Origin of the sequence: Pseudomonas violetae, from assembly GCF_023072615.1 — a bacterium.
In the GTDB taxonomy this organism is placed as follows: Bacteria; Pseudomonadota; Gammaproteobacteria; order Pseudomonadales; family Pseudomonadaceae; genus Aquipseudomonas; species Aquipseudomonas violetae.
In genome coordinates this window covers 303,029-321,245 of record NZ_JAKNRW010000004.1, presented here as the reverse complement: position 1 = coordinate 321,245, position 18,217 = coordinate 303,029, and the positions used below count along the sequence as shown (strand labels likewise).

General features: G+C 59.6%; 20 protein-coding genes and 1 pseudogene. 8 read left to right on the top strand and 13 right to left on the bottom strand.

Going from position 1 to position 18,217, the window contains the following annotated elements; genetic code table 11:
• Window positions 1-34 precede the first annotated feature (34 nt).
• A complete protein-coding gene (locus L9059_RS08170; protein WP_247289869.1) occupies window positions 35-499 on the top strand; it encodes a TIGR02444 family protein in 465 nt (154 codons plus the stop codon).
• On the opposite strand, the gene L9059_RS08165 is transcribed toward L9059_RS08170, so the two are convergent.
• The gene (locus tag L9059_RS08165) at window positions 496-1,548 is read right to left on the bottom strand and encodes an AlgP family protein (RefSeq protein WP_247289867.1); all 1,053 of its coding nucleotides are present in this window, start codon (window positions 1,546-1,548) and stop codon (window positions 496-498) included. The genes L9059_RS08170 and L9059_RS08165 overlap by 4 nt on opposite strands.
• A gap of 192 nt (window positions 1,549-1,740) precedes the next feature.
• Here L9059_RS08165 and L9059_RS08160 point away from each other — a divergent pair, with 192 nt between their 5' ends.
• A complete protein-coding gene (locus L9059_RS08160) occupies window positions 1,741-2,406 on the top strand; it encodes an FKBP-type peptidyl-prolyl cis-trans isomerase (RefSeq protein ID WP_247289865.1) in 666 nt (221 codons plus the stop codon).
• A gap of 61 nt (window positions 2,407-2,467) precedes the next feature.
• Here the strand turns inward: L9059_RS08160 and rsd are convergent, their stop codons facing one another.
• The 8 genes and pseudogenes from rsd to L9059_RS30870 all read right to left on the bottom strand — a co-directional run.
• Window positions 2,468-2,926, bottom strand: coding sequence for a sigma D regulator (gene rsd / locus L9059_RS08155; RefSeq protein WP_247290036.1), 459 nt, complete (start codon window positions 2,924-2,926; stop codon window positions 2,468-2,470).
• A 178-nt stretch (window positions 2,927-3,104) separates the two neighbouring features.
• Complete coding sequence (locus tag L9059_RS08150) at window positions 3,105-3,656, bottom strand: disulfide bond formation protein B (protein ID WP_247289863.1); 552 nt, start codon at window positions 3,654-3,656, stop codon at window positions 3,105-3,107.
• A gap of 244 nt (window positions 3,657-3,900) precedes the next feature.
• A complete protein-coding gene (locus L9059_RS08145) occupies window positions 3,901-5,139 on the bottom strand; it encodes a heme biosynthesis protein HemY (RefSeq protein ID WP_247289862.1) in 1,239 nt (412 codons plus the stop codon).
• A complete protein-coding gene (locus L9059_RS08140; RefSeq protein ID WP_247289860.1) occupies window positions 5,136-6,290 on the bottom strand; it encodes a uroporphyrinogen-III C-methyltransferase in 1,155 nt (384 codons plus the stop codon). The genes L9059_RS08145 and L9059_RS08140 overlap by 4 nt, the downstream gene beginning before the upstream one ends.
• Before the next feature lie 16 nt (window positions 6,291-6,306).
• On the bottom strand, window positions 6,307-7,074 hold the full coding sequence (locus L9059_RS08135; protein WP_247289858.1) for a uroporphyrinogen-III synthase: 768 nt from the start codon (window positions 7,072-7,074) through the stop codon (window positions 6,307-6,309).
• Entirely contained in the window at window positions 7,071-8,012 is a 942-nt protein-coding gene (gene hemC, locus L9059_RS08130; RefSeq protein WP_247289856.1) for a hydroxymethylbilane synthase, read from the bottom strand. Before hemC ends, L9059_RS08135 begins: the two co-directional genes overlap by 4 nt.
• Before the next feature lie 138 nt (window positions 8,013-8,150).
• On the bottom strand, window positions 8,151-8,897 hold the full coding sequence (locus tag L9059_RS08125) for a LytR/AlgR family response regulator transcription factor (RefSeq protein WP_247289855.1): 747 nt from the start codon (window positions 8,895-8,897) through the stop codon (window positions 8,151-8,153).
• Window positions 8,894-9,007, bottom strand: a pseudogene (locus L9059_RS30870) (sensor histidine kinase); the annotation flags it as partial. The gene L9059_RS08125 and the pseudogene L9059_RS30870, both read right to left, overlap by 4 nt.
• Window positions 9,008-9,357: 350 nt before the next feature.
• Between L9059_RS30870 and argH the strand changes: the two are divergent.
• The gene (gene argH, locus L9059_RS08115; RefSeq protein WP_247289854.1) at window positions 9,358-10,752 is read left to right on the top strand and encodes an argininosuccinate lyase; all 1,395 of its coding nucleotides are present in this window, start codon (window positions 9,358-9,360) and stop codon (window positions 10,750-10,752) included.
• A gap of 119 nt (window positions 10,753-10,871) precedes the next feature.
• On the opposite strand, the gene L9059_RS08110 is transcribed toward argH, so the two are convergent.
• Window positions 10,872-11,531, bottom strand: a complete 660-nt coding sequence (locus L9059_RS08110; RefSeq protein WP_247289853.1) for a glutathione S-transferase family protein — start codon at window positions 11,529-11,531, stop codon at window positions 10,872-10,874.
• A 124-nt stretch (window positions 11,532-11,655) separates the two neighbouring features.
• Between L9059_RS08110 and L9059_RS08105 the strand changes: the two genes are divergently transcribed.
• The 3 genes from L9059_RS08105 to L9059_RS08090 all read left to right on the top strand — a co-directional run bounded on the left by L9059_RS08105 (window position 11,656) and on the right by L9059_RS08090 (window position 15,430).
• Window positions 11,656-11,940, top strand: a complete 285-nt coding sequence (locus L9059_RS08105) for a hypothetical protein (RefSeq protein ID WP_247289852.1) — start codon at window positions 11,656-11,658, stop codon at window positions 11,938-11,940.
• Window positions 11,941-12,142: 202 nt separating this feature from the next.
• On the top strand, window positions 12,143-12,388 hold the full coding sequence (locus tag L9059_RS08095; RefSeq protein WP_247289851.1) for a TIGR02647 family protein: 246 nt from the start codon (window positions 12,143-12,145) through the stop codon (window positions 12,386-12,388).
• 195 nt (window positions 12,389-12,583) lie between these two features.
• Window positions 12,584-15,430 (top strand): class I adenylate cyclase, encoded by a 2,847-nt coding sequence (locus L9059_RS08090; protein WP_247289850.1) that lies wholly within the window; start codon window positions 12,584-12,586, stop codon window positions 15,428-15,430.
• A 6-nt stretch (window positions 15,431-15,436) separates the two neighbouring features.
• Here the strand turns inward: L9059_RS08090 and rnk are convergent, their stop codons facing one another.
• From rnk to cyaY, 3 genes are all read right to left on the bottom strand, one after another.
• A complete protein-coding gene (gene rnk, locus L9059_RS08085) occupies window positions 15,437-15,847 on the bottom strand; it encodes a nucleoside diphosphate kinase regulator (RefSeq protein ID WP_045059688.1) in 411 nt (136 codons plus the stop codon).
• A gap of 103 nt (window positions 15,848-15,950) precedes the next feature.
• Window positions 15,951-16,193, bottom strand: a complete 243-nt coding sequence (locus tag L9059_RS08080) for a DUF1289 domain-containing protein (protein WP_247289849.1) — start codon at window positions 16,191-16,193, stop codon at window positions 15,951-15,953.
• A 3-nt stretch (window positions 16,194-16,196) separates the two neighbouring features.
• A complete protein-coding gene (gene cyaY / locus L9059_RS08075; RefSeq protein WP_247289847.1) occupies window positions 16,197-16,529 on the bottom strand; it encodes an iron donor protein CyaY in 333 nt (110 codons plus the stop codon).
• 250 nt (window positions 16,530-16,779) lie between these two features.
• On the opposite strand from cyaY, the gene lptM reads away from it, so the two are divergent.
• Together lptM and lysA are read left to right on the top strand one after the other, a co-directional pair.
• Window positions 16,780-16,956: an LPS translocon maturation chaperone LptM gene (gene lptM / locus L9059_RS08070; protein ID WP_247289846.1), complete on the top strand. Its 177-nt coding sequence runs from the start codon at window positions 16,780-16,782 to the stop codon at window positions 16,954-16,956.
• Window positions 16,957-16,965: 9 nt separating this feature from the next.
• The gene (lysA, locus tag L9059_RS08065) at window positions 16,966-18,213 is read left to right on the top strand and encodes a diaminopimelate decarboxylase (RefSeq protein ID WP_247289844.1); all 1,248 of its coding nucleotides are present in this window, start codon (window positions 16,966-16,968) and stop codon (window positions 18,211-18,213) included.
• Window positions 18,214-18,217: the final 4 nt, after the last annotated feature.

Genomic DNA, 18,217 nt, shown 5'->3' with positions numbered 1-18,217 from the left:
ACCAGCTTCGCTCGCAACTGGCGCGAGTAGCACTATGTCCTCTGACCTGTGGAGCTTTTCCCTTGACGCATATGCCCGGCCTGGCGCCGAGCGGACGTGCCTGCAACTGCAATCGGCAGGTGCGAATGTATGCCTGCTTCTTTGCGGGTTGTGGCTGGAGCACCGAGGGGTGGTATGTAACGCACCGCGATTGCGGCAACTGCAGGAGGTGGCCGAACGCTGGGATGCAGGCGTGATACAGCCGCTTCGTGCATTACGCGGCCAATGGAAAGCCGGCGCAGCTGACGACACCGATCTCAATTCCCTGCGTGAAAAAGTGAAGGCGTTGGAACTTGAAGGCGAGCGGGTTCTTTTGTTGCGACTGGAAAAAACCGCGCAGCAGTGGCCGCAGAATGACAAGGCCGGATCAACGGCCTGGCTGGAAGGTGTCGCGGCGGACACCACCAACGTTGGCCGCGACGCGCTGCATCAGCTGCGCGTCGCGGTGACCGGCACTTAGGAAGCGCTGGTTGGGGTAGTGCCTGGGTTCGACGCCGACGCTGGCGTTGGCGCCGCTGCGGTGGTCGAAGTGCTGGCTGTGGTTGGCGAAGCCGAGGTCGACGATGATGCAGGCGCTGCCGGCTTGGCAGCAGGCGTCGGAGCCGGCTTCGCAGCAGCGGGTTTTTTCACTGCTGGTTTGGCGGCAGTTTTTGCAGCGGCTGGTTTCGCAGCGGAGGCCGGTTTGGCGGCAACTGCAGGTTTTGCAGCGGCCGTTTTAACGGCAGGTTTGGCCGCAGTTTTTGCGGCTGGCTTAGCTGCAGGTTTCGCAGCGGCCGTTTTAGCAGCAGGTTTGGCTGCTGCGGTTTTTGCTGCAGCCGGTTTGGCAGCGGCAGTTTTCGCGGCAGGTCTTGCAGGCGCTTTTGCAGCAGCGGTTTTCGCCGCCGGCTTGGCTGCTGGTTTTGCCGCAGCAGTTTTGGCAGCTGGCTTGGTAGCAGGTTTGGCTGCGACCGATTTAGCAGCCGGCTTGGCAGCACTGGCAGCCACAGGCTTTTTAACGGCAGCTTTCACCGGTGCTTTTGCAGCGGGTTTTGCAGCAGGCTTGGCCGGTGCTTTTGCACCAGTCGATTTGGCTGCGTCTTTCTTGGCAGGTACCGCAGCAGGCTTGGCCGAACGCAGGGACAACACCTTGCCGACAGCCTCTTGAACACGACCGACACCCTGGGCCAGTTTCAGGCTTTCCTGAGCATCGCGCTTGAGTTGCAGGATGTAGTTGCGGGTCTCGGACTGACGATCCTTGAGGGCATCGAGCAGGTCCTCAAGTTCCTTCACTCCACTCTTGGCTTTGGCTTGCGCCTTCGCCTTGCCGGCCGCCGCAGCGTCCTGCAATTTGGTACGGGATTTGTGCAATTTTTCCTGCGCTTTTCCGCGCTGTTTTTCCAGTTTGGCGAGCAGTTTTTCAGCATCAGCCAAGGCTTGCGAACAAGCGGTTTCCAAATGCTCGAGCAAACTGCCCGACAATTGTTGGAGTAAGTGCAACGGAGTATTTACAGGCTTCTTGGTGGCCGACATGGTTTACCTCCTGGCTGACGTGGGTGCGGCTCATACTAGACCTCTGCAGACACCGCCGCTAGGGCATGTTGACAGTATCGAAAGCGTTGCGTTGCAACGGACGGCAAAACTTATTCTCCAGCGTAAAAGCAGTTCACCGTTCATGCCATTCACACTGGCATAATCGGCCGCATCTCAGGCCGGAGAGTGCCCATGTCGCGTTATCTTTTTTTATCGTTGTGCGTGTTTTTTTCAGCGGCTCAGGCTGCGGAAGAAACCACCGAAACCGACGCTCACGATCTTGCCTACAGCCTGGGTGCGAGCCTCGGGGAACGCCTGCGCGAAGAGATGCCTGAGCTTCAACTGCAGGCACTGCTCGACGGCTTGCAGCAGGCCTATCAGGGTAAAACCCTGGCACTGAAAAACGAGCAGATCGAGAAGATCCTGGCTGCACACGAAGCGCAAATTGCCGAGCCACCGGCACTGCCGCGCAGCGAAATTGCCCTCGTCAAAGAACAGCGTTTTCTTACCGAGGAAAAGGCTCGGCCAGGCGCTCGTGAAATCGCCGACGGCATCCTGCTGACAGAACTCGCGGCAGGTGACGGCGCAAAGGCCGGTCCGAACGGCAAGGTACAGGTGCTGTACATCGGACGCCTGCCCGACGGCACGGTGTTCGATCAGAACAGACAGCCGCAGTGGTTCAGCCTGGACAGCGTGATCTCAGGCTGGCGTACTGCGCTGCAGAATATGCCGGTGGGCGCGAAATGGCGGCTGGTGATTCCATCGGCGCAAGCCTATGGCGCCGACGGTGCTGGCGACCTGATTGCGCCATTCACGCCACTGGTATTCGAGGTGGAATTACGCGGCGCGAAAGGCTGAATTCCAGGCACAAAAAACGGCGCGCCGAGCGCACCGTTTTTCAAGTCCTGCACGAAGAGGTTCAGGCCTGAACCGGATCTTCTTCCTTGTGCGCAGTGTGCAACACTTCGATCAGGCAGTCTTCCAATTCGAAGCGCTCGTGCAACAAACCACCAAGTTCCTTGAACTTCTCTGCCACGCATTTGCCAGCGTCGCACAGGTCGTTGAACGCAAGCAGCTTTTCAGTGATGACGTCGATTCGCGGGTAAAGGGTCTCGGCCAGTTCCAGCCCACGCTTGTCATTGAAGGCCTTAGCCTCCCCTGTCAGCTGTTCGTATATCTCGAAATGCCCGGCTGAAACGTAATCGACCAGCACACCGCAGAACTCCTGCAAAGGCTTGCGGTTTTCGCTAAGCGCCTCGGGCTTTTCGCCGAGACCATCATAAGCCCGCACCAGTTCGTGACGCTCCTGCAACCAGCGATCGATCAGCAGATGCACTCCACCCCATCGTTCTTGAGCATTCTGACAACTTTCGAGCATGGTGATCTCTCTTCCCTTGTGGGTCATGCTGCTCTACACCTGTCACGCACTTGAAGGTCAAGGATCGATCAGGCAGAGCGTCATTCGAGCAACATAATTCCAATGACACGTGCGGGCCAGATTATGCCCGCGCGACTGTGGCTTCAAGGTACGCAGGAGATAAAGTTCATACAAGTGTTTAATCGCGCACCAGACTTCGCTGCGACGACTCACCGCCGAGTGGTCGCCGTAAGGTGGTCCACAGAAGTCCGAGTGGTTGATAAACAACCACAATTGTCACCGCAAAGAAGAACAGCAGACTCCACTCCGGGATGCTCAGGTCGAACAGCGTCCAGGAAATCTCGGCACAATCGAAGGTACCTTCGAACATCAGTTTCACTGCACCCGGCCAGGTTGTGCTGGCAAAAGCCTCGGCCAGAGTCGTCGAGCAGTCGTCCAGGTGATGCAGCGGATCGCTCTGTAGCAAGACTTGACGCCATGCTATGACCGTTCCCGCCAGACTGCAGATCAACACCAACAACCAATACACCAGCGTACCCGCACGCTCAGGGCCATGCACTGAAGCAGACAGGCACAGCCCCGTGAGCAACCACAGACAGCCTCGCTGCAGGATACACAGGCCGCACAGCCTGAGGCCGACCGCATATTCCAGGTAATAGGAAATGCCCAACGCCAGGGCACCTGCGACGAAAGCCATGAAGAACAAGGAGCGTGAGCGGGCCAAAGACATGGCATTTCCGTAACAGTAAGAGACAGGCGATTACGTTAGAGGAAAGCGAGCAGACCTTTCAAGGCACTACAGCAGGGAGAGTTCTACAGTGAAGGAGGGAAATACCGACAGGAGTATTAGGATCTGATGTAATCGTCTGTAGGACTAAGCCGTTTGAGCATTTTGAGTGGAATATTCCGACACCGCCAAGGCCGTTTTTTGCGATGAGGGAGCGAGCCCCCTCATCTCAAACACCCACCCAAAATCAACCGTGGACGGGTACCGGCAGCGGTGCCGCCAGCAAGCGTTCATCCAGCAAGCCCAAGCCTTCCTGGAACAGCTGATTGCTGCGCTCGGTATCACCCAATTGCGCCAGCAACCGCGCCAGCTCTGCGCAGGCTTCAGGATTACGCTGCACTCGCAGGCTGCTCTCCAGATAGTCTCGTGCCTTGCCCCACAAACTGCTTTGCAGGCACAGGCGACCCAGTGTCAGGAGCAGGCTCGGATCGGCCGGATGATCCTTGAGCCAGCCCTCGGCAGTTTGCAACTGCCGAACCGGATCGCTGCCGCGGACCAGCCCGTAGAGGCGCGCAAGATGGCTGTTGTAATCACGCTTGAGCGCCGTGCGCAGAATCTCTTCCGCCTCCACCTGGGCACCCAGTTGGCGTAGCTGCTCAGCGTAGGCCAGCACCAGTTGCGGCTCCTGGCGCTGGGCCGACGTCAGCTTCTGCCAGGCTCTATTGAGCGACTGCAGGCCGACGGTGCCGTCCTCTTCACGCTGCGCTGCCAGGGACAGGTTCTCACCCCAGGCTCGACGTTCCAGATCAGCCAGTTCGGCAGATGGCAGCACCTTGTCCTTGCGCAGCTCTGGCAACAGCCGGATCACCGCCGACCAATCGCCCCGTTGTTGATGCAGGCGTTGCAACTGACGCAGCGTCTGGACGTTGTGCGGATGGCGCTCGTGCATGGCTTGCAGCGTCGCCAGGGCACCCTCGGTGTCGCCTCGGTCGGTCTGAAGCTGCGCATGACTCAAGGCAATGGCCAGCTCGGCCTGAGGCTGACGCTCAAGCGCACGCTCGAGCAGATTGTCGCTCTCTTCGTACTTGCCTTGTTCGTTGGCCGCGCGGGCTGCCCCGAGATAGTAGAGCAGCGGTTGGCGCTCGGCTTCCGCAGCTCGGTGCAGGTGACGCTGTGCACTGGCCCAACGGCCCTCTGCCAGATCCAGCTGGCCATGTTCGATTGCAACCTGCACGCGCCGACTGCGATTGCGCCGCGACCAGGGATTGACCACGCCACTGGATGTCATCACCAGCTCGATCAGCGCCTTGATGCCCCAAACTACCAGCCACAAAACGGCTATCAGCGCGAGGGTCGCCCACAGGCTCGATTCGAAACGGAAGCTCTTGTAGGCGACCAGTACGTAGCCGGAATGCTCGGCAATCGCCAGGCCCAGCGCGGCAGCGGCGGCAATCACCAGAAACACGATCACATACAGGCGTTTCATGGCGTGGCCTCCTGCGCGGTGTCAGCGGCAGGCTTGGCCATTGGCTTGACGGAGTCCTCGGCGTTGATGTTGCGTCGCTCCAGATACCCTTGCACCGCGCTCAACGTGCCAGTGAGGTCTGGTGTGACCACGGTCACGGGCTGCTTGCTCAGCTCACTCACCTGCTCAAGCATCACTTTGCTTTGCGGATTGTCCGGGTTGAAGTTGCCCTTGAGCACGTCCCGCGCTTCGGCCAGGGCCTGGGTGTAGACCGGGCCCTGACCATTCAGCGCGGCCCACTGCGCCTGTTCCAGGGCCAGACTCAACGCCAGGCGCACCTGGCTGAGGCTTTGGCCCGCCAGCAATGGGCGAACGTTCTTGTCGGCATTGAAGTCGATGCGGATGTAGCGCGATATCTGATCCCACCACTCAGCCCAGCGGCTGGCGCCGTCGCCATCGGCGGTCAAGCCCAGCAACGACTCGCCACGATCCTTGTACTCAGGCGCCAGTTCGGTGAGGTTGATCACCTGATCGCGCAATGCACCCAATCGCAGGAACAGCCCGGTGCGGTCCGGCTGCTCGGTGCTGCGCAGCGCGACCAGGGTCTTGGCCACCTGCTCGCGGGCAGCAAAGGAGCCCGGGTCGTTCTGCTCTCGCAGAATCTCGTCGGCGCCCTGGACCAGGGCCTGAGCGCTACTGATGTCCTGCAATGCAGACAGACGCAGGCTGGCGAGGCGCAACAAATGCTCGGCCTCCGCCAGGCGCCAGTCCTTGCGGCTGGCACCGAGGACGGTTTCCAGGCGCTGGTTCAGGCGCTGCTGATCACCTTGCAACTGAGCCACCAGGCGACTGCGAGCTTCCAGTTCATCAGCGGGGGGCAGTTGCTCCAGGCGGGCGCTCAGGCGCTGCTCATTGAGTTTCAGGCTCTGCGCCTGATCGCTCAACGCCTGCACCTGGTTCAGTTGCTGTTGGTTATTGGCCTGCAGGTGACGCACCTGCCAGACACCCCAACCGCCGACGGCGATACCGGCCGCGCCCAGCAACAGCGCGACGATTGCCAGGCCATTGCCACGGCGCTGCACAGGTGCAGGTGGCACGGTATCAATCGGATCTTCAACCGGGGCATGCAGCACTGGCTGGACGTCATCTTTTGGCAAGGCTGTTTCGCTCACGTATCCATCCTTTGCATTAGAGAACGGGTTCGGGATGCTCCCGTAACGCCGTCAGCAAAGCCGCGGCACTGGCGCCACGACAATCCACAACTATTTGCGCCCCAGCGGCACGCGCCATTTCGGCGACCCGGGGGCTCGGTACAAACAACGGCAACTGCGCCAATTGCGGCCAGGTATCGCCAGCCAATCGATGCAAGTGCTCAAAACCCTGTCCACTGCTGACCACCAGCCCGTTCAAGCGTTCCGCCCGGATCCGCTCAGGCAGCGTCGCCGGCGGATAGTCTGGCAGCTCGCGACGGTACAACTGCAGATACTCGACACTAGCACCAAGCTCGCGCAAACGCTCAGCGAGCAGCTCGCGCCCGCCCTCTCCGCGCATGATCAGTACCCGCGAAGCAGGTCTGGCGATTGCCTGGCAAAACGCGCCATGCTGGAGCAGTGCTTCGCTGTCATCGCCACCCTTGGGAAAGCTGACATCCAGCCCCTGCTCGCAGAGGATCTGCGCCGTAGCCGCGCCGACGCTGAACCACTTCAACGCAAGGGGCTCGGGCCAGTGCTGGCTGAGCAATTCAACGGCGATTCTGGCGGCTGGCTTGCTGACCACTATCACAGCATCAAAGCGATCCAGAGCCTGGATCACATCGCGCATGTTGGCAGAAACGGGAAGCGGTTCTATATCCAAAAGCGGCAAGCTATTGCTGAAAATTCCCGCCTCAGTCAACACGCTTGCCAGCGCCAGCGACTCATCGGCGGGACGCGTCAGCAACAGCCGCCAGCGAGTCACTCGTGACCTGCCTCGCCATAGACCGCTTTCAGGATGTCATCAGCACCCTGGCTCAAGAGGTCTTCGGCCACTTGCACACCCAGGGACTCGGCTTCGCTGCGTGGAGCACGCGCATCGGCGCTGAGCAGCAGGCCGCCGCTCGGGTCACCCACCAGGCCGCGCAACCAGATCTGCTCGCCTTCAAGTACGGCGTAGCAGGCGATTGGCACCTGGCAGCCGCCATTCAAATGCTTGTTGAGGGCTCGCTCGGCGATGACACGAGTCGCGGTGTCCTGGTGGTGCAATGGCGCCAGCAAGGCCTGGATTTTCGTATCGACGCTGCGGCACTCGATGCCCACTGCGCCCTGGCCGCCGGCAGGCAGGCTGTCGTCGACACTGATGGCAGAGGTGATGCGGTCTTCGAAGCCCAGTCGAATCAGGCCGGCAGCCGCCAGGATGATCGCGTCATATTCACCGGCATCGAGTTTGGCCAGGCGCGTATTGACGTTGCCGCGCAGAAAGCGGATTTCCAAGTCCGGGCGACGAGTCAGCAACTGAGCCTGGCGACGCAGGCTGGAGGTGCCTACGATGCTGCCCTCAGGCAGCTCATCCAGGCTGGCGTAGGTATTGGAGACGAAAGCGTCGCGTGGATCTTCGCGCTCGCAGATACAGAACAACCCCAGGCCTTCGGGGAAATCCATCGGCACATCTTTCATTGAGTGCACGGCGATGTCTGCTTCATTTTCCAGCAGCGCCGTTTCCAGCTCCTTGACGAACAGGCCTTTGCCACCGATTTTCGAGAGCGGCGAGTCGAGCAGCTTGTCGCCGCGACTGACCATTGGCACCAGCGTCACAAGCAGTCCCGGATGGGCCTGCTCCAGGCGGGCTTTGACATATTCGGCCTGCCACAGGGCGAGAGCACTTTTACGGGTGGCGATGCGGATTTCGCGAGAGGACATGGATCAATCCGTACTGAATAGATACGGCGGATAATAACAGCTCAGTCAAATCCACTTTGACTTGTATCAGAAGCGTAGTGGCCTCCCTGGCCTCGAATGTCCTGCAAGCAGCCGGATAAAACGCTTGTGAACCGCGAGTTAAAGCTGTTGCATCATTTTTCGCACGCCCGCCACGTGACGGCGACTGACGATCAGCGCATCACCGTTCAAGCCCTTGAGGTACAGCTGGAAATGGCCAAGAGGGGTACGTTGAAGGCGTTCAATGCGCTCGCGGGCCACCAGAGCATTACGATGGATACGCACGAACCGATCGCCGAATTCATCCTCAAGTGCCTTGAGTGGCTCGTCGAGCAGCACTTCGCCGCCCTCGTGGCGCAAGGTCACGTATTTGTGATCGGCGATAAAATAGACCACCTGCCCCAGCGGGATCAGCTCGATGCCCTTACGGGTTCTGGCGCTGATATGACTTCGCGGACCGCTGCCGGTCTCGGCGGCGGGACGGGTCAGTGCGGCCAACTGGACGCGAGTGGGGCGCTCGGCTTTTTTTAACGCTTCTTGTAAGTGTTCGGTGCGCACAGGTTTCACCAGATAGCCTACGGCGCTGGCCTGTAAGGCTTCCACGGCAAATTCATCGGGCCCTGTGCAAAACACCACGGCGGGCGGGGTTTCGCGCTCGCACAATCTTGCAGCCACCTGCAGGCCATCAAGGCCTGGCATGCCGATATCGAGCAACACGATATCCGGCTTGTGGCTGTCGATCAGTGCCAACGCCTCTTCGCCGTTCGTGGCGCTAGGCTCCAGGACGCTGTATCCCTCGAGTTCGCCAACCATTCGGCTCAGGCGCTCGCGGGCCAAGGGTTCGTCATCAACGATCAGGACATTCATATTGCGCTGGATTCCTGCGTGAGTCTCGCACAAGGATAGCGTAGACAGGTGAAGTGACGTCCGTCACCGCGATCCACGCTAAGACTAGCGCGAGGGCCAAAAAGTGCCGCTGGAACGACGGCTAAATTTTCATCTTCCTGGCAATTGTCAGCCCAGGCCCGCGTTGGCGAGGTATCTCCGTAGGGTTTGCTGATACACAATATGAACACCCCCTCTTTTTATAGTCAGTTGCAGCGCCCGGAATTGCGCTGATCCCTTTGTCCAACTGTAGACGGTTGCCGGGACGATATTGCTCAATCGAAAAATATCGTTGTGCAAATTGTTGAAACGCAGATCTGACCATGGCTCAGGACATCAGAAATTATTCCTGTCGACCAGTGTCAGCGACAGGCTTTGCAACCCTGTTATTATCCGTCACAGCTTTCAACGTCACTTTATTTCACCCGATACGAGCGAATTCATGAGCACTGACAAGACCAATCAGTCCTGGGGCGGCCGCTTCAGTGAACCCGTCGACGCCTTCGTCGCCCGCTTCACCGCCTCCGTCACCTTCGACCAGCGCCTGTATCGTCACGACATCATGGGCTCAATCGCCCACGCTACCATGCTGGCCAAGGTCGGCGTACTGACTGATGCCGAGCGTGACAGCATCATCGATGGCCTGAACACCATCCAGCGTGAAATCGAGGCCGGGCAATTTGACTGGCGCATCGACCTCGAAGACGTGCACATGAACATCGAGGCGCGCCTGACCGATCGCATCGGCGTGACCGGTAAAAAACTGCACACCGGGCGCAGCCGTAACGACCAGGTCGCGACCGACATCCGCTTGTGGCTGCGTGACGAGATCGACCTGATCCTCGCCGAAATCACCCGCCTGCAACAAGGGCTACTGGAACAGGCCGAGCGTGAAGCCGGCAGTATCATGCCGGGCTTCACCCACCTGCAAACCGCACAGCCGGTGACTTTCGGGCACCACATGCTGGCCTGGTTCGAAATGCTCAGCCGCGATTACGAGCGTCTGGTCGACTGCCGCAAGCGCACCAACCGCATGCCCTTGGGTAGCGCTGCGCTGGCCGGTACCACATACCCGATCGACCGCGAGTACACCGCCCAATTGCTGAATTTCGACGCCGTCGGCGGCAACTCACTGGACAACGTATCTGATCGCGACTTCGCCATCGAATTCTGTTCGGCCGCAAGTATCGCAATGATGCACCTGTCGCGCTTCTCCGAAGAACTGGTGCTGTGGACCAGCGCGCAGTTCCAATTCATCGACCTGCCGGACCGTTTCTGCACCGGCAGCTCGATCATGCCACAAAAGAAAAACCCGGACGTGCCAGAGCTGGTTCGCGGCAAGACCGGCCGAGTGTTCGGCGCATTGATGGGCCTGCTGACCCTGATGAAAGGCCAGCCATTGGCCTACAACAAGGACAACCAGGAAGACAAGGAACCACTCTTCGACGCCGCCGACACTTTGCGCGACTCGCTGCGGGCTTTCGCCGACATGATCCCGGCGATCAAACCCAAGCACGCCATTATGCGCGAAGCAGCCCTGCGCGGGTTTTCCACTGCAACTGACCTGGCCGATTACCTGGTCCGTCGTGGGCTGCCGTTCCGTGACTGCCACGAAATTGTTGGCCATGCCGTGAAATACGGCGTGGAGAGCGGCAAGGATCTGGCGGAAATGAGCCTGGAAGAGCTGCGCAAGTTCAGCGACCAGATCGATCAGGACGTGTTTGCGGTGCTGACACTTGAAGGCTCGGTGAATGCCCGTGACCATATCGGCGGGACTGCGCCGGCTCAGGTAAAAAAGGCTGTGGTTCGCGGCCAGACACTGCTCGCCAGCCGCTAGAAACATCGCGGGCAAGCCCGCTCCCACAGGTTTCTCTGGTTGCCACAGATCGTTGGCCAACAGGGATCCTTGTGGGAGCAGGCTTGCCCGCTATGACTGACTTCAGAGCGCTACAAAACCTACCTCTTGGACGCAACCATCGCCATAAACGCCGGCATTCCCGCCTCCTTGTCCTTCGCAATCCGCTGCACATGCGGGTTCTGCTCCAGACGCTCCAGCAGCGCCTTGGCCGCCGGCAGCTCAGCCAGCAAATCCAAGTCGAACAACTTCTTCGCCACTGCGCACGCCAGCGGTACGCTGTACAGAAAATACAGATCCGCCACGCTCAGGCTATCACCCGCCACATAAGGGGCGAACTTGGCGTGCCTGGCCAGCGAGGCAAACCCCAGCAGCAACTCCGCCTTGGTCTTCTCCTTGATCGCATCCGCTACCGGCATGCCGAAAAATGCCTCGGGGTAGCAAGCGCGGCCTGGTAATTCGATGTACAGCTCGATTTCCTTGGCCAGCGCTAACACCTGGGCCCGCTCGAATGGATCGCTCGGCAGCAATGGCTTGCCCGTCTGGCTTTGCTCTATGTAATCAAGGATTACAGCGGTTTCATTGACGAAACCCTGTTCGACGCCCAGCACCGGCACTTTGCCGCGCGGGCTGATGGTCAGAGCTTCGGAGCTGGTGCCTGCATAAAATGGCACTTCTTCGAACGGCAGTCCCTTTTCCAGCAGTGCCAGTTTGACCATGTTGTAATAGTTGCTGACAGAAAATCCGTAAAGCTTGAGCATCACAAAGCCTCCAGGCCGTGCAGGGGTTGGCAGCGCCAGTTATAGAACGCCCTTGCACTTCTTGCCAGCAGCATCGCAGCGCTGAATGCAGGTAAACTGCCCTTCTTAACTTGAGGAGCCTGCCATGAGCGAGCCAACAGATATTGAGATCGACGAAGAAGAGTTCGCCGAGAACACCCTGGTCGAAGCGATCGAAAACCAGATTGAAAGCGACAACCCGCCTGCCGCCATGGCAACCTTCAACAAACTGACGCTGGTGGGTTACGAACGCGAAGAGATTTTGAACCTGATGGCCCATGTCCTGGCGGTAGAAATCGACGCAATCCTCGAAGAAGACCGCGCGTTCAACACAGAATGGTACGAAACGGCGCTGCGCGCCCTGCCCGAGCTTCCCCCGGAAAAGAAATAACCCCTGCTCGCTCGCGAAAAACCTGAGAGCGCCGCTGGGTGTCAGGTTTCCTGATTTATCGTTCACGATCTTCGCGAGCAAGCTCGCTCCTACAGAAAAGCATCCGCGACGAAAAAACCCCACTGCAAGCACTGGACATGCCGCACAACTCGGATCACCTTAGGGGCGCTGTCGTCCAATTCCTAGAAAGTCCGGAGTCCTTATGTCGCTTACCCCTGAGTTGGTTGCCGAACTGGAAATCCTCGCACTCTTCAACCTGGACAGTTCCCAGGAAGGTTTGAAAATTCATCAGACCGCTGCCCCTAAAGCCATTGCCGCTGCCCAACGCCTGTTTGAGAAAGAGCTGATCGATCAGCCTGACGGCGGTTATCTGACCAGCCTCGGTCGTGACGCCGCACAAAACATCCAAACGCTGCTGACCATCCTGAACGTCCAAGAAACAGCCTGAATTTAGCTGTATCGCCCCCCGGAAACCCCTGCTACGGGATTTCCGGGGGCACCCTCTGCCACACACCGTCACAGCACGATAAAAATCTGACGCCAGAAAAACAAAATCAGCTTAAATGTGCCCGGGCCAAGGCGCTAAACTGCGCTTATCCCGAGATCACTTACGCCCGTACCTGCCGGGCCGGTTTGAGCTGACATGACCCGCAACCATGAAATCCGCCCCGACCTGGACGAAGGCATAGACCGCAAGGTACTCAGCCAGCTGCGCGCACGTTTTCTTACGCTCAACGAAGCCCGCATCGCCCGCGCGCTTGAAGGCCTGTCGAGCCGGCAGCAAGCCGTTCTGACGCTGCTGCCACTGTTCTTTCACGTCAATCATCCGTTGCTGCCCGGTTATGTCTCGGGCAACACACCGGCCGGGCTGTCGAATTACGAGCCGGACGCCACAACCCTCGCTGATGCCCAGCGCCTGACCCGCTCGTTTTCCTACAAGCCGCGCCACGGCAGCAATCCGCCACGCCCCATCCATGGTCTGTTTCTGATGGGCAGTCTTGGCACCCTGGCCCAGGCTGACCAGAGCGATATGGACGTCTGGGTGTGCCACGCAACGGATTTGGCCGAGAACGAACTCGCCGAACTGCGCAAGAAATGCCACCTGCTGGAAACCTGGGCCGCAAGCCAGGGTGCCGAGGCGCACTTTTTCCTGATAGACCCGGCGCGCTTTGTTCGAGGAGAGCGTGATAACCAGCTCAGCTCCGAAGACTGCGGCACCACCCAGCACTACCTGTTGCTGGACGAGTTCTATCGCACGGCTATCTGGCTGGCGGGTCGAACCCCCATTTGGTGGTTGGTACCGGTGTACGAAGAGGCGAACTACGACCGGTATACCCATGCCCTGATCTCCAAGCGCTTCATCCGCGCCGACGAGACCCTGGACCTGGGACACATGGCCTACATCCCGCCTGGCGAATTCATCGGGGCGGGGCTATGGCAATTGTTCAAGGGCGTCGAATCCCCGTACAAATCAGTGCTCAAACTGCTATTGATCGAGGTTTACGCCAGCGAACACCCGAGAGTCAATTGCCTCAGCCTGCGTTTCAAGCAAGCGGTATTTGCCAACCAGCTCGACCTTGACGATCTGGACCCCTACGTCGTGGTCTACCGGCGCATCGAGGAATACCTCAAGGCCCGAGGAGAGTCGGAGCGCCTGGAGCTGGTGCGTCGCGCGCTGTACCTGAAGGTCAACCGCAAGCTGACCGCGAGCAGCAACCGCACCCAGAGCTGGCAACGTTCGCTGCTTGAACGCCTGGCCCATGAGTGGAACTGGGACGATCGGCAACTCGCCCTGCTCGACAGCCGCAGCCAATGGAAAGTCCGCCAGGTCGGTACTGAACGCCGGGCCCTGGTCAGCGAACTCAACTACAGCTATCGCTTCCTGACCCGTTTTGCCCGCAATGAACAAACCGCCAGCTTGATCAACAAACGTGACCTCAGTGTGCTGGGGCGCCGGCTGTATGCAGCCTTCGAGCGCAAATCGAATAAGGTCGAGTTCATCAACCCGGGGATTGCCCCGGACCTGGCCGAAGACACGTTGACGCTGGTGTTCGCACCGAACAAGAAGGAAACGGGACAAACCCAGTGGGGCCTGTACAACGGCAGCCTGGCCGCACATGAGTGTGAGCATTTCGCGCCGATCAAGCGCAGCCGCCATCTACTGGAATTGCTCACTTGGTGCCATCGTAATGGTGTGATCGACAATAGCACTCGCCTGGCGCTACACCCGGGCGCCAGCGACCTGAGCGAGTTCGAGCTGTTCAACCTGCTCGGCAGCCTGCAACAGAGCATCGCCCTACCCCTGACCGCCGTCGCCGAGGAACCGCTGCTGCGCGCCGCCGTGCCGAGCGAAGTGTTGCTGCTGATAAACGTTGGCGTGGATCCACTCAAGCATCATCGCGACCTGAATATCCTGATGACCACCGAACGTACGGACTCCCTGAGCTACGCCGGGGTGCGCGAGAACCTGGTGCTGACCCTGGATCAGGTCACGCTCAACAGCTGGAACGAAGTGCTGGTCAACCGCTTCGACGGCCCCCACGCCCTGCTCGACTGCCTGTGCGATTACCTCAACCATTTGCCGAATGTCCCGCAGCAACCCAGGTTGCGCGTGCGCTGCTTCTGCCACAACCGCGCGCAGTTCATCGCCCAGCGAGTCGAAGAGATCATCGACAGTGCGCATGATCTTCTGCTGAGCCGCCTCAATCATCGCTACCTGCTTCAGGTCCAGCAGCACTATCACGTGTTGGAACTCGTGCCGGGCCAGGTCAAACATGTTGCCTTGGGCACACTGACTGAGCTGGTCGACTACCTTGCCAAGGAACAAACGAGCTACAGCCCGCTGCACCTGGACCCCATGGCACTGGCCGACCACGACCTGGCGCTGATCCTGCCCATGGGCCAGCCCGCCTGCATCCAGGTGTTCTACCGGATGCATGACGACCAGGCAGATATCTACGTGCTGGATGAATTCAACGCCTTGTGGCAGCAGCGCCTGCCCTATCACGACGAACAGAGCCTGCTGGTGCCGCTGCAGCGTTTCCTGCAGTCAATCCAGTTTCGACGCGAAGCCTTGCTGCCGATGAGTGGCGCAGAGCCATCGAGCCTGGAAATACAATATTACCAAGTGTTGCCGTCAGGGCCGGCGCGCCCTCGCCGGGTCGAAAGCCGACCGGCGCCAGAGGTTCCGCTCAACCAGCCGTTCTACGACGTGCAGGCCATCGTCGGCAAAGCCCTGGCCGGCAAGGTGCAAGTCACTTTGTACTGTAATCAGCGCGAGTTTTCGGAATTGGAACATGGCGATCAGCTGTTCAGCGTGGTGGCCCGGGAAATTGTCGAGCAACGCCGGGAAACCGAACGTTATCGATGTTACATCACCGATCTGGACCTGTCGGGCCTGGCCGGTGATGATCAGGGCTCAAGCAATTTATACCTCGGTTACAAAGCCGACCTGGAGCGCGCATTGAACGAGGCGCTCGAGCAGGTCTGAGGAATCTTATTCCGGGAAATCACCGCCATTGGCAGGCTGGGATTCAACTTCCAACAGGGTCAGCTTCAAGGTCTTGCCACCCGGCGCGGGCCAGTCGATGTGCTGACCGACCTTGAGGCCCAGCAGCGCGCTGCCGACGGGTGCCAGGATGGAAATCTTGCCTTCGTCGGCGTTGGCATCCTTGGGGTAAACCAGGGTCAGGTGATAGTCCTTGCCGCTGCTTTCCTCTCGGCAATGCACTTTGGAATTCATGGTCACGACATCGGCAGGCACATCTTCGTGTCCGACCAGGGTATCGGCGCGATCCAGTTCGGTTTGCAGCGCGATAACGCCCGGCAGGGTGTCATCCAGGCTGTCGATCAGGCGCTCCAGACGTTGCACGTCCAAACGGGTAAGGGTGATGGAAGGTGCGGTCATGATCAGGGCAGACTCCTTTCTTCTGCACGAAAAAAGCAAAACCCCGCCAGAAAAAGGCGGGGTTTTCACGAGCCTCGATGGGTTGAGGCGTACCCGGACACTATCACAGCTCAATAAATATACAAGCCGGTGGCTTCGGCTTGCGATTGGCGGCCTGCGCACAGATCACCCGCCTGCGCTCATCATCCGCCGAACGCCATTCGCGAATGTCTTCGACATGGCGAAAACACCCCAGGCAAACTTTCTGCTCGTCCAGCCGACACACACCACTGCACGGCGAGGGCACCGCTGGGCTGACATTGCTGTAGAGCGGCTTGGGCGGACGAACAGATGCAGGCTCGGCCACCGCTTACAAACCTTCGAAATCGAATTCAGCACCGGCTTGCTGCATGACGATGCGCTCGAGCATCTCGCCGAGTTGCTCTTCGCTCTTGTCGCACATCCAGCGCTCGCTCTCTTCGTCGTAGTCGAAGTGGAAACCACCGGACACCGCGGCCAGCCACAGCTGACGCAACGGTTCCTGGCGACTGAAGATCAACTGGCTGCCGTTTTCGAACTTCACGGTCAACACGCCAGCCGAACTCTCCAGATCGATGTCCAGGTCGCTGTCGTCAAATACATCCTCCAGCGTTTGCTGGGTGGCATCGACCAGATCGTGGAAACGGGCTTCAGTCAAACTCATTACGGCAACCTCATAAAGTGTCTACTCGCGCTCAAGCGCCGCAAGATACGGGCGAGCCCCGGCGATTGCAAAGGATAACGATCAAGGGTCGATATGGTACATCTGTAGGAGCGGGCTTGCTCCCACAGGGTTTGCAGCGGCGGTGCCCGCATCGGGCACAGCCCCGCCAGACGGGAGGGCCGTCGCATAGGCAAGCTGCCGGGTGGCCGGTATACTCCGGCCCAATTAAAGCATTTTCAAGGATTTCGCCATGAAGCGCCTGATCTCTTCCCTTGCTGCGCTCGCTGCGGTTGCCTGCCTTTTGTCAGCCTGTGGGCAAAAAGGCCCGCTGTACCTGCCTGACGATACCCAGGATCCTGTCGAGCAGGCCAAGTCGTCTCAGCAGCAGCCTGCGTCGAAAGCCCACAAGCACGACGTCTACCAATAAGGGAAACTCATGGACGCTTTTAACTACCGTGACGGTGAGCTGTTCGCGGAAGGTGTTGCCCTGTCCGCCATCGCCGAACGCTTTGGCACACCAACCTATGTCTACTCCCGCGCGCATATCGAGGCCCAGTACCTGGCTTACGCCGACGCGCTGGCCGGCACGCCACACCTGGTGTGCTATGCGGTCAAGGCCAACTCCAACCTGGGTGTTCTGAATGTCCTGGCGCGTCTCGGCGCCGGTTTCGACATCGTCTCCCGTGGTGAACTGGAGCGAGTGCTGGCCGCTGGTGGCAGCGCGGACAACATTGTGTTCTCCGGAGTCGGCAAGACCCGTGACGACATGCGTCGCGCCCTGGAAGTCGGCGTGCACTGCTTCAACGTCGAATCCATCGACGAGCTTGAACGCCTGCAAGTCGTGGCCGCCGAGCTGGGCGTTCGCGCGCCGATCTCGCTGCGCGTCAACCCGGACGTCGATGCGGGCACTCACCCCTACATCTCCACCGGACTCAAGGAAAACAAGTTCGGCATCGCCATCGCCGACGCCGAAGACGTGTATGTCCGCGCCGCTCAACTGCCGAACCTGGAAGTGCTCGGCGTCGATTGCCACATTGGCTCCCAGCTGACCACCCTGCCGCCCTTCATCGATGCCCTCGACCGCCTGCTGGGCCTGGTCGACCGTCTCGGCGATTGTGGCATCTACCTGCGTCATATCGACCTGGGTGGTGGCCTGGGTGTACGTTATCGCGATGAAGAGCCGCCATTGGCGGCCGACTACATCAAGGCCGTGCGCGAACGCCTGGACGGTCGCGACCTGGCGCTGGTGTTCGAACCGGGCCGCTTCATCGTGGCCAACGCCGGCGTGTTACTGACCCAGGTCGAGTACCTCAAGCACACCGAACACAAAGATTTTGCCATCGTCGATGCCGCCATGAACGACCTGATCCGTCCGGCGCTGTACCAGGCCTGGATGGACGTCACTGCCGTGCGCCCACGCGCCTGCGCTGGCCGTGCCTACGACATCGTCGGACCGATCTGCGAGACCGGCGACTTCCTGGCAAAGGATCGTCAACTGGCGCTGGAAGAAGGTGATCTGCTGGCCGTGCATTCGGCGGGCGCATATGGGTTTGTCATGAGTTCCAACTACAACACTCGCGGCCGCGCCGCTGAAGTCTTGGTGGACGGTGATCAGGCATTTGAAGTGCGTCGCCGTGAAACGGTAGCCGAGTTGTTCGCTGGCGAAAGCCTGCTGCCGGAGTAAGACC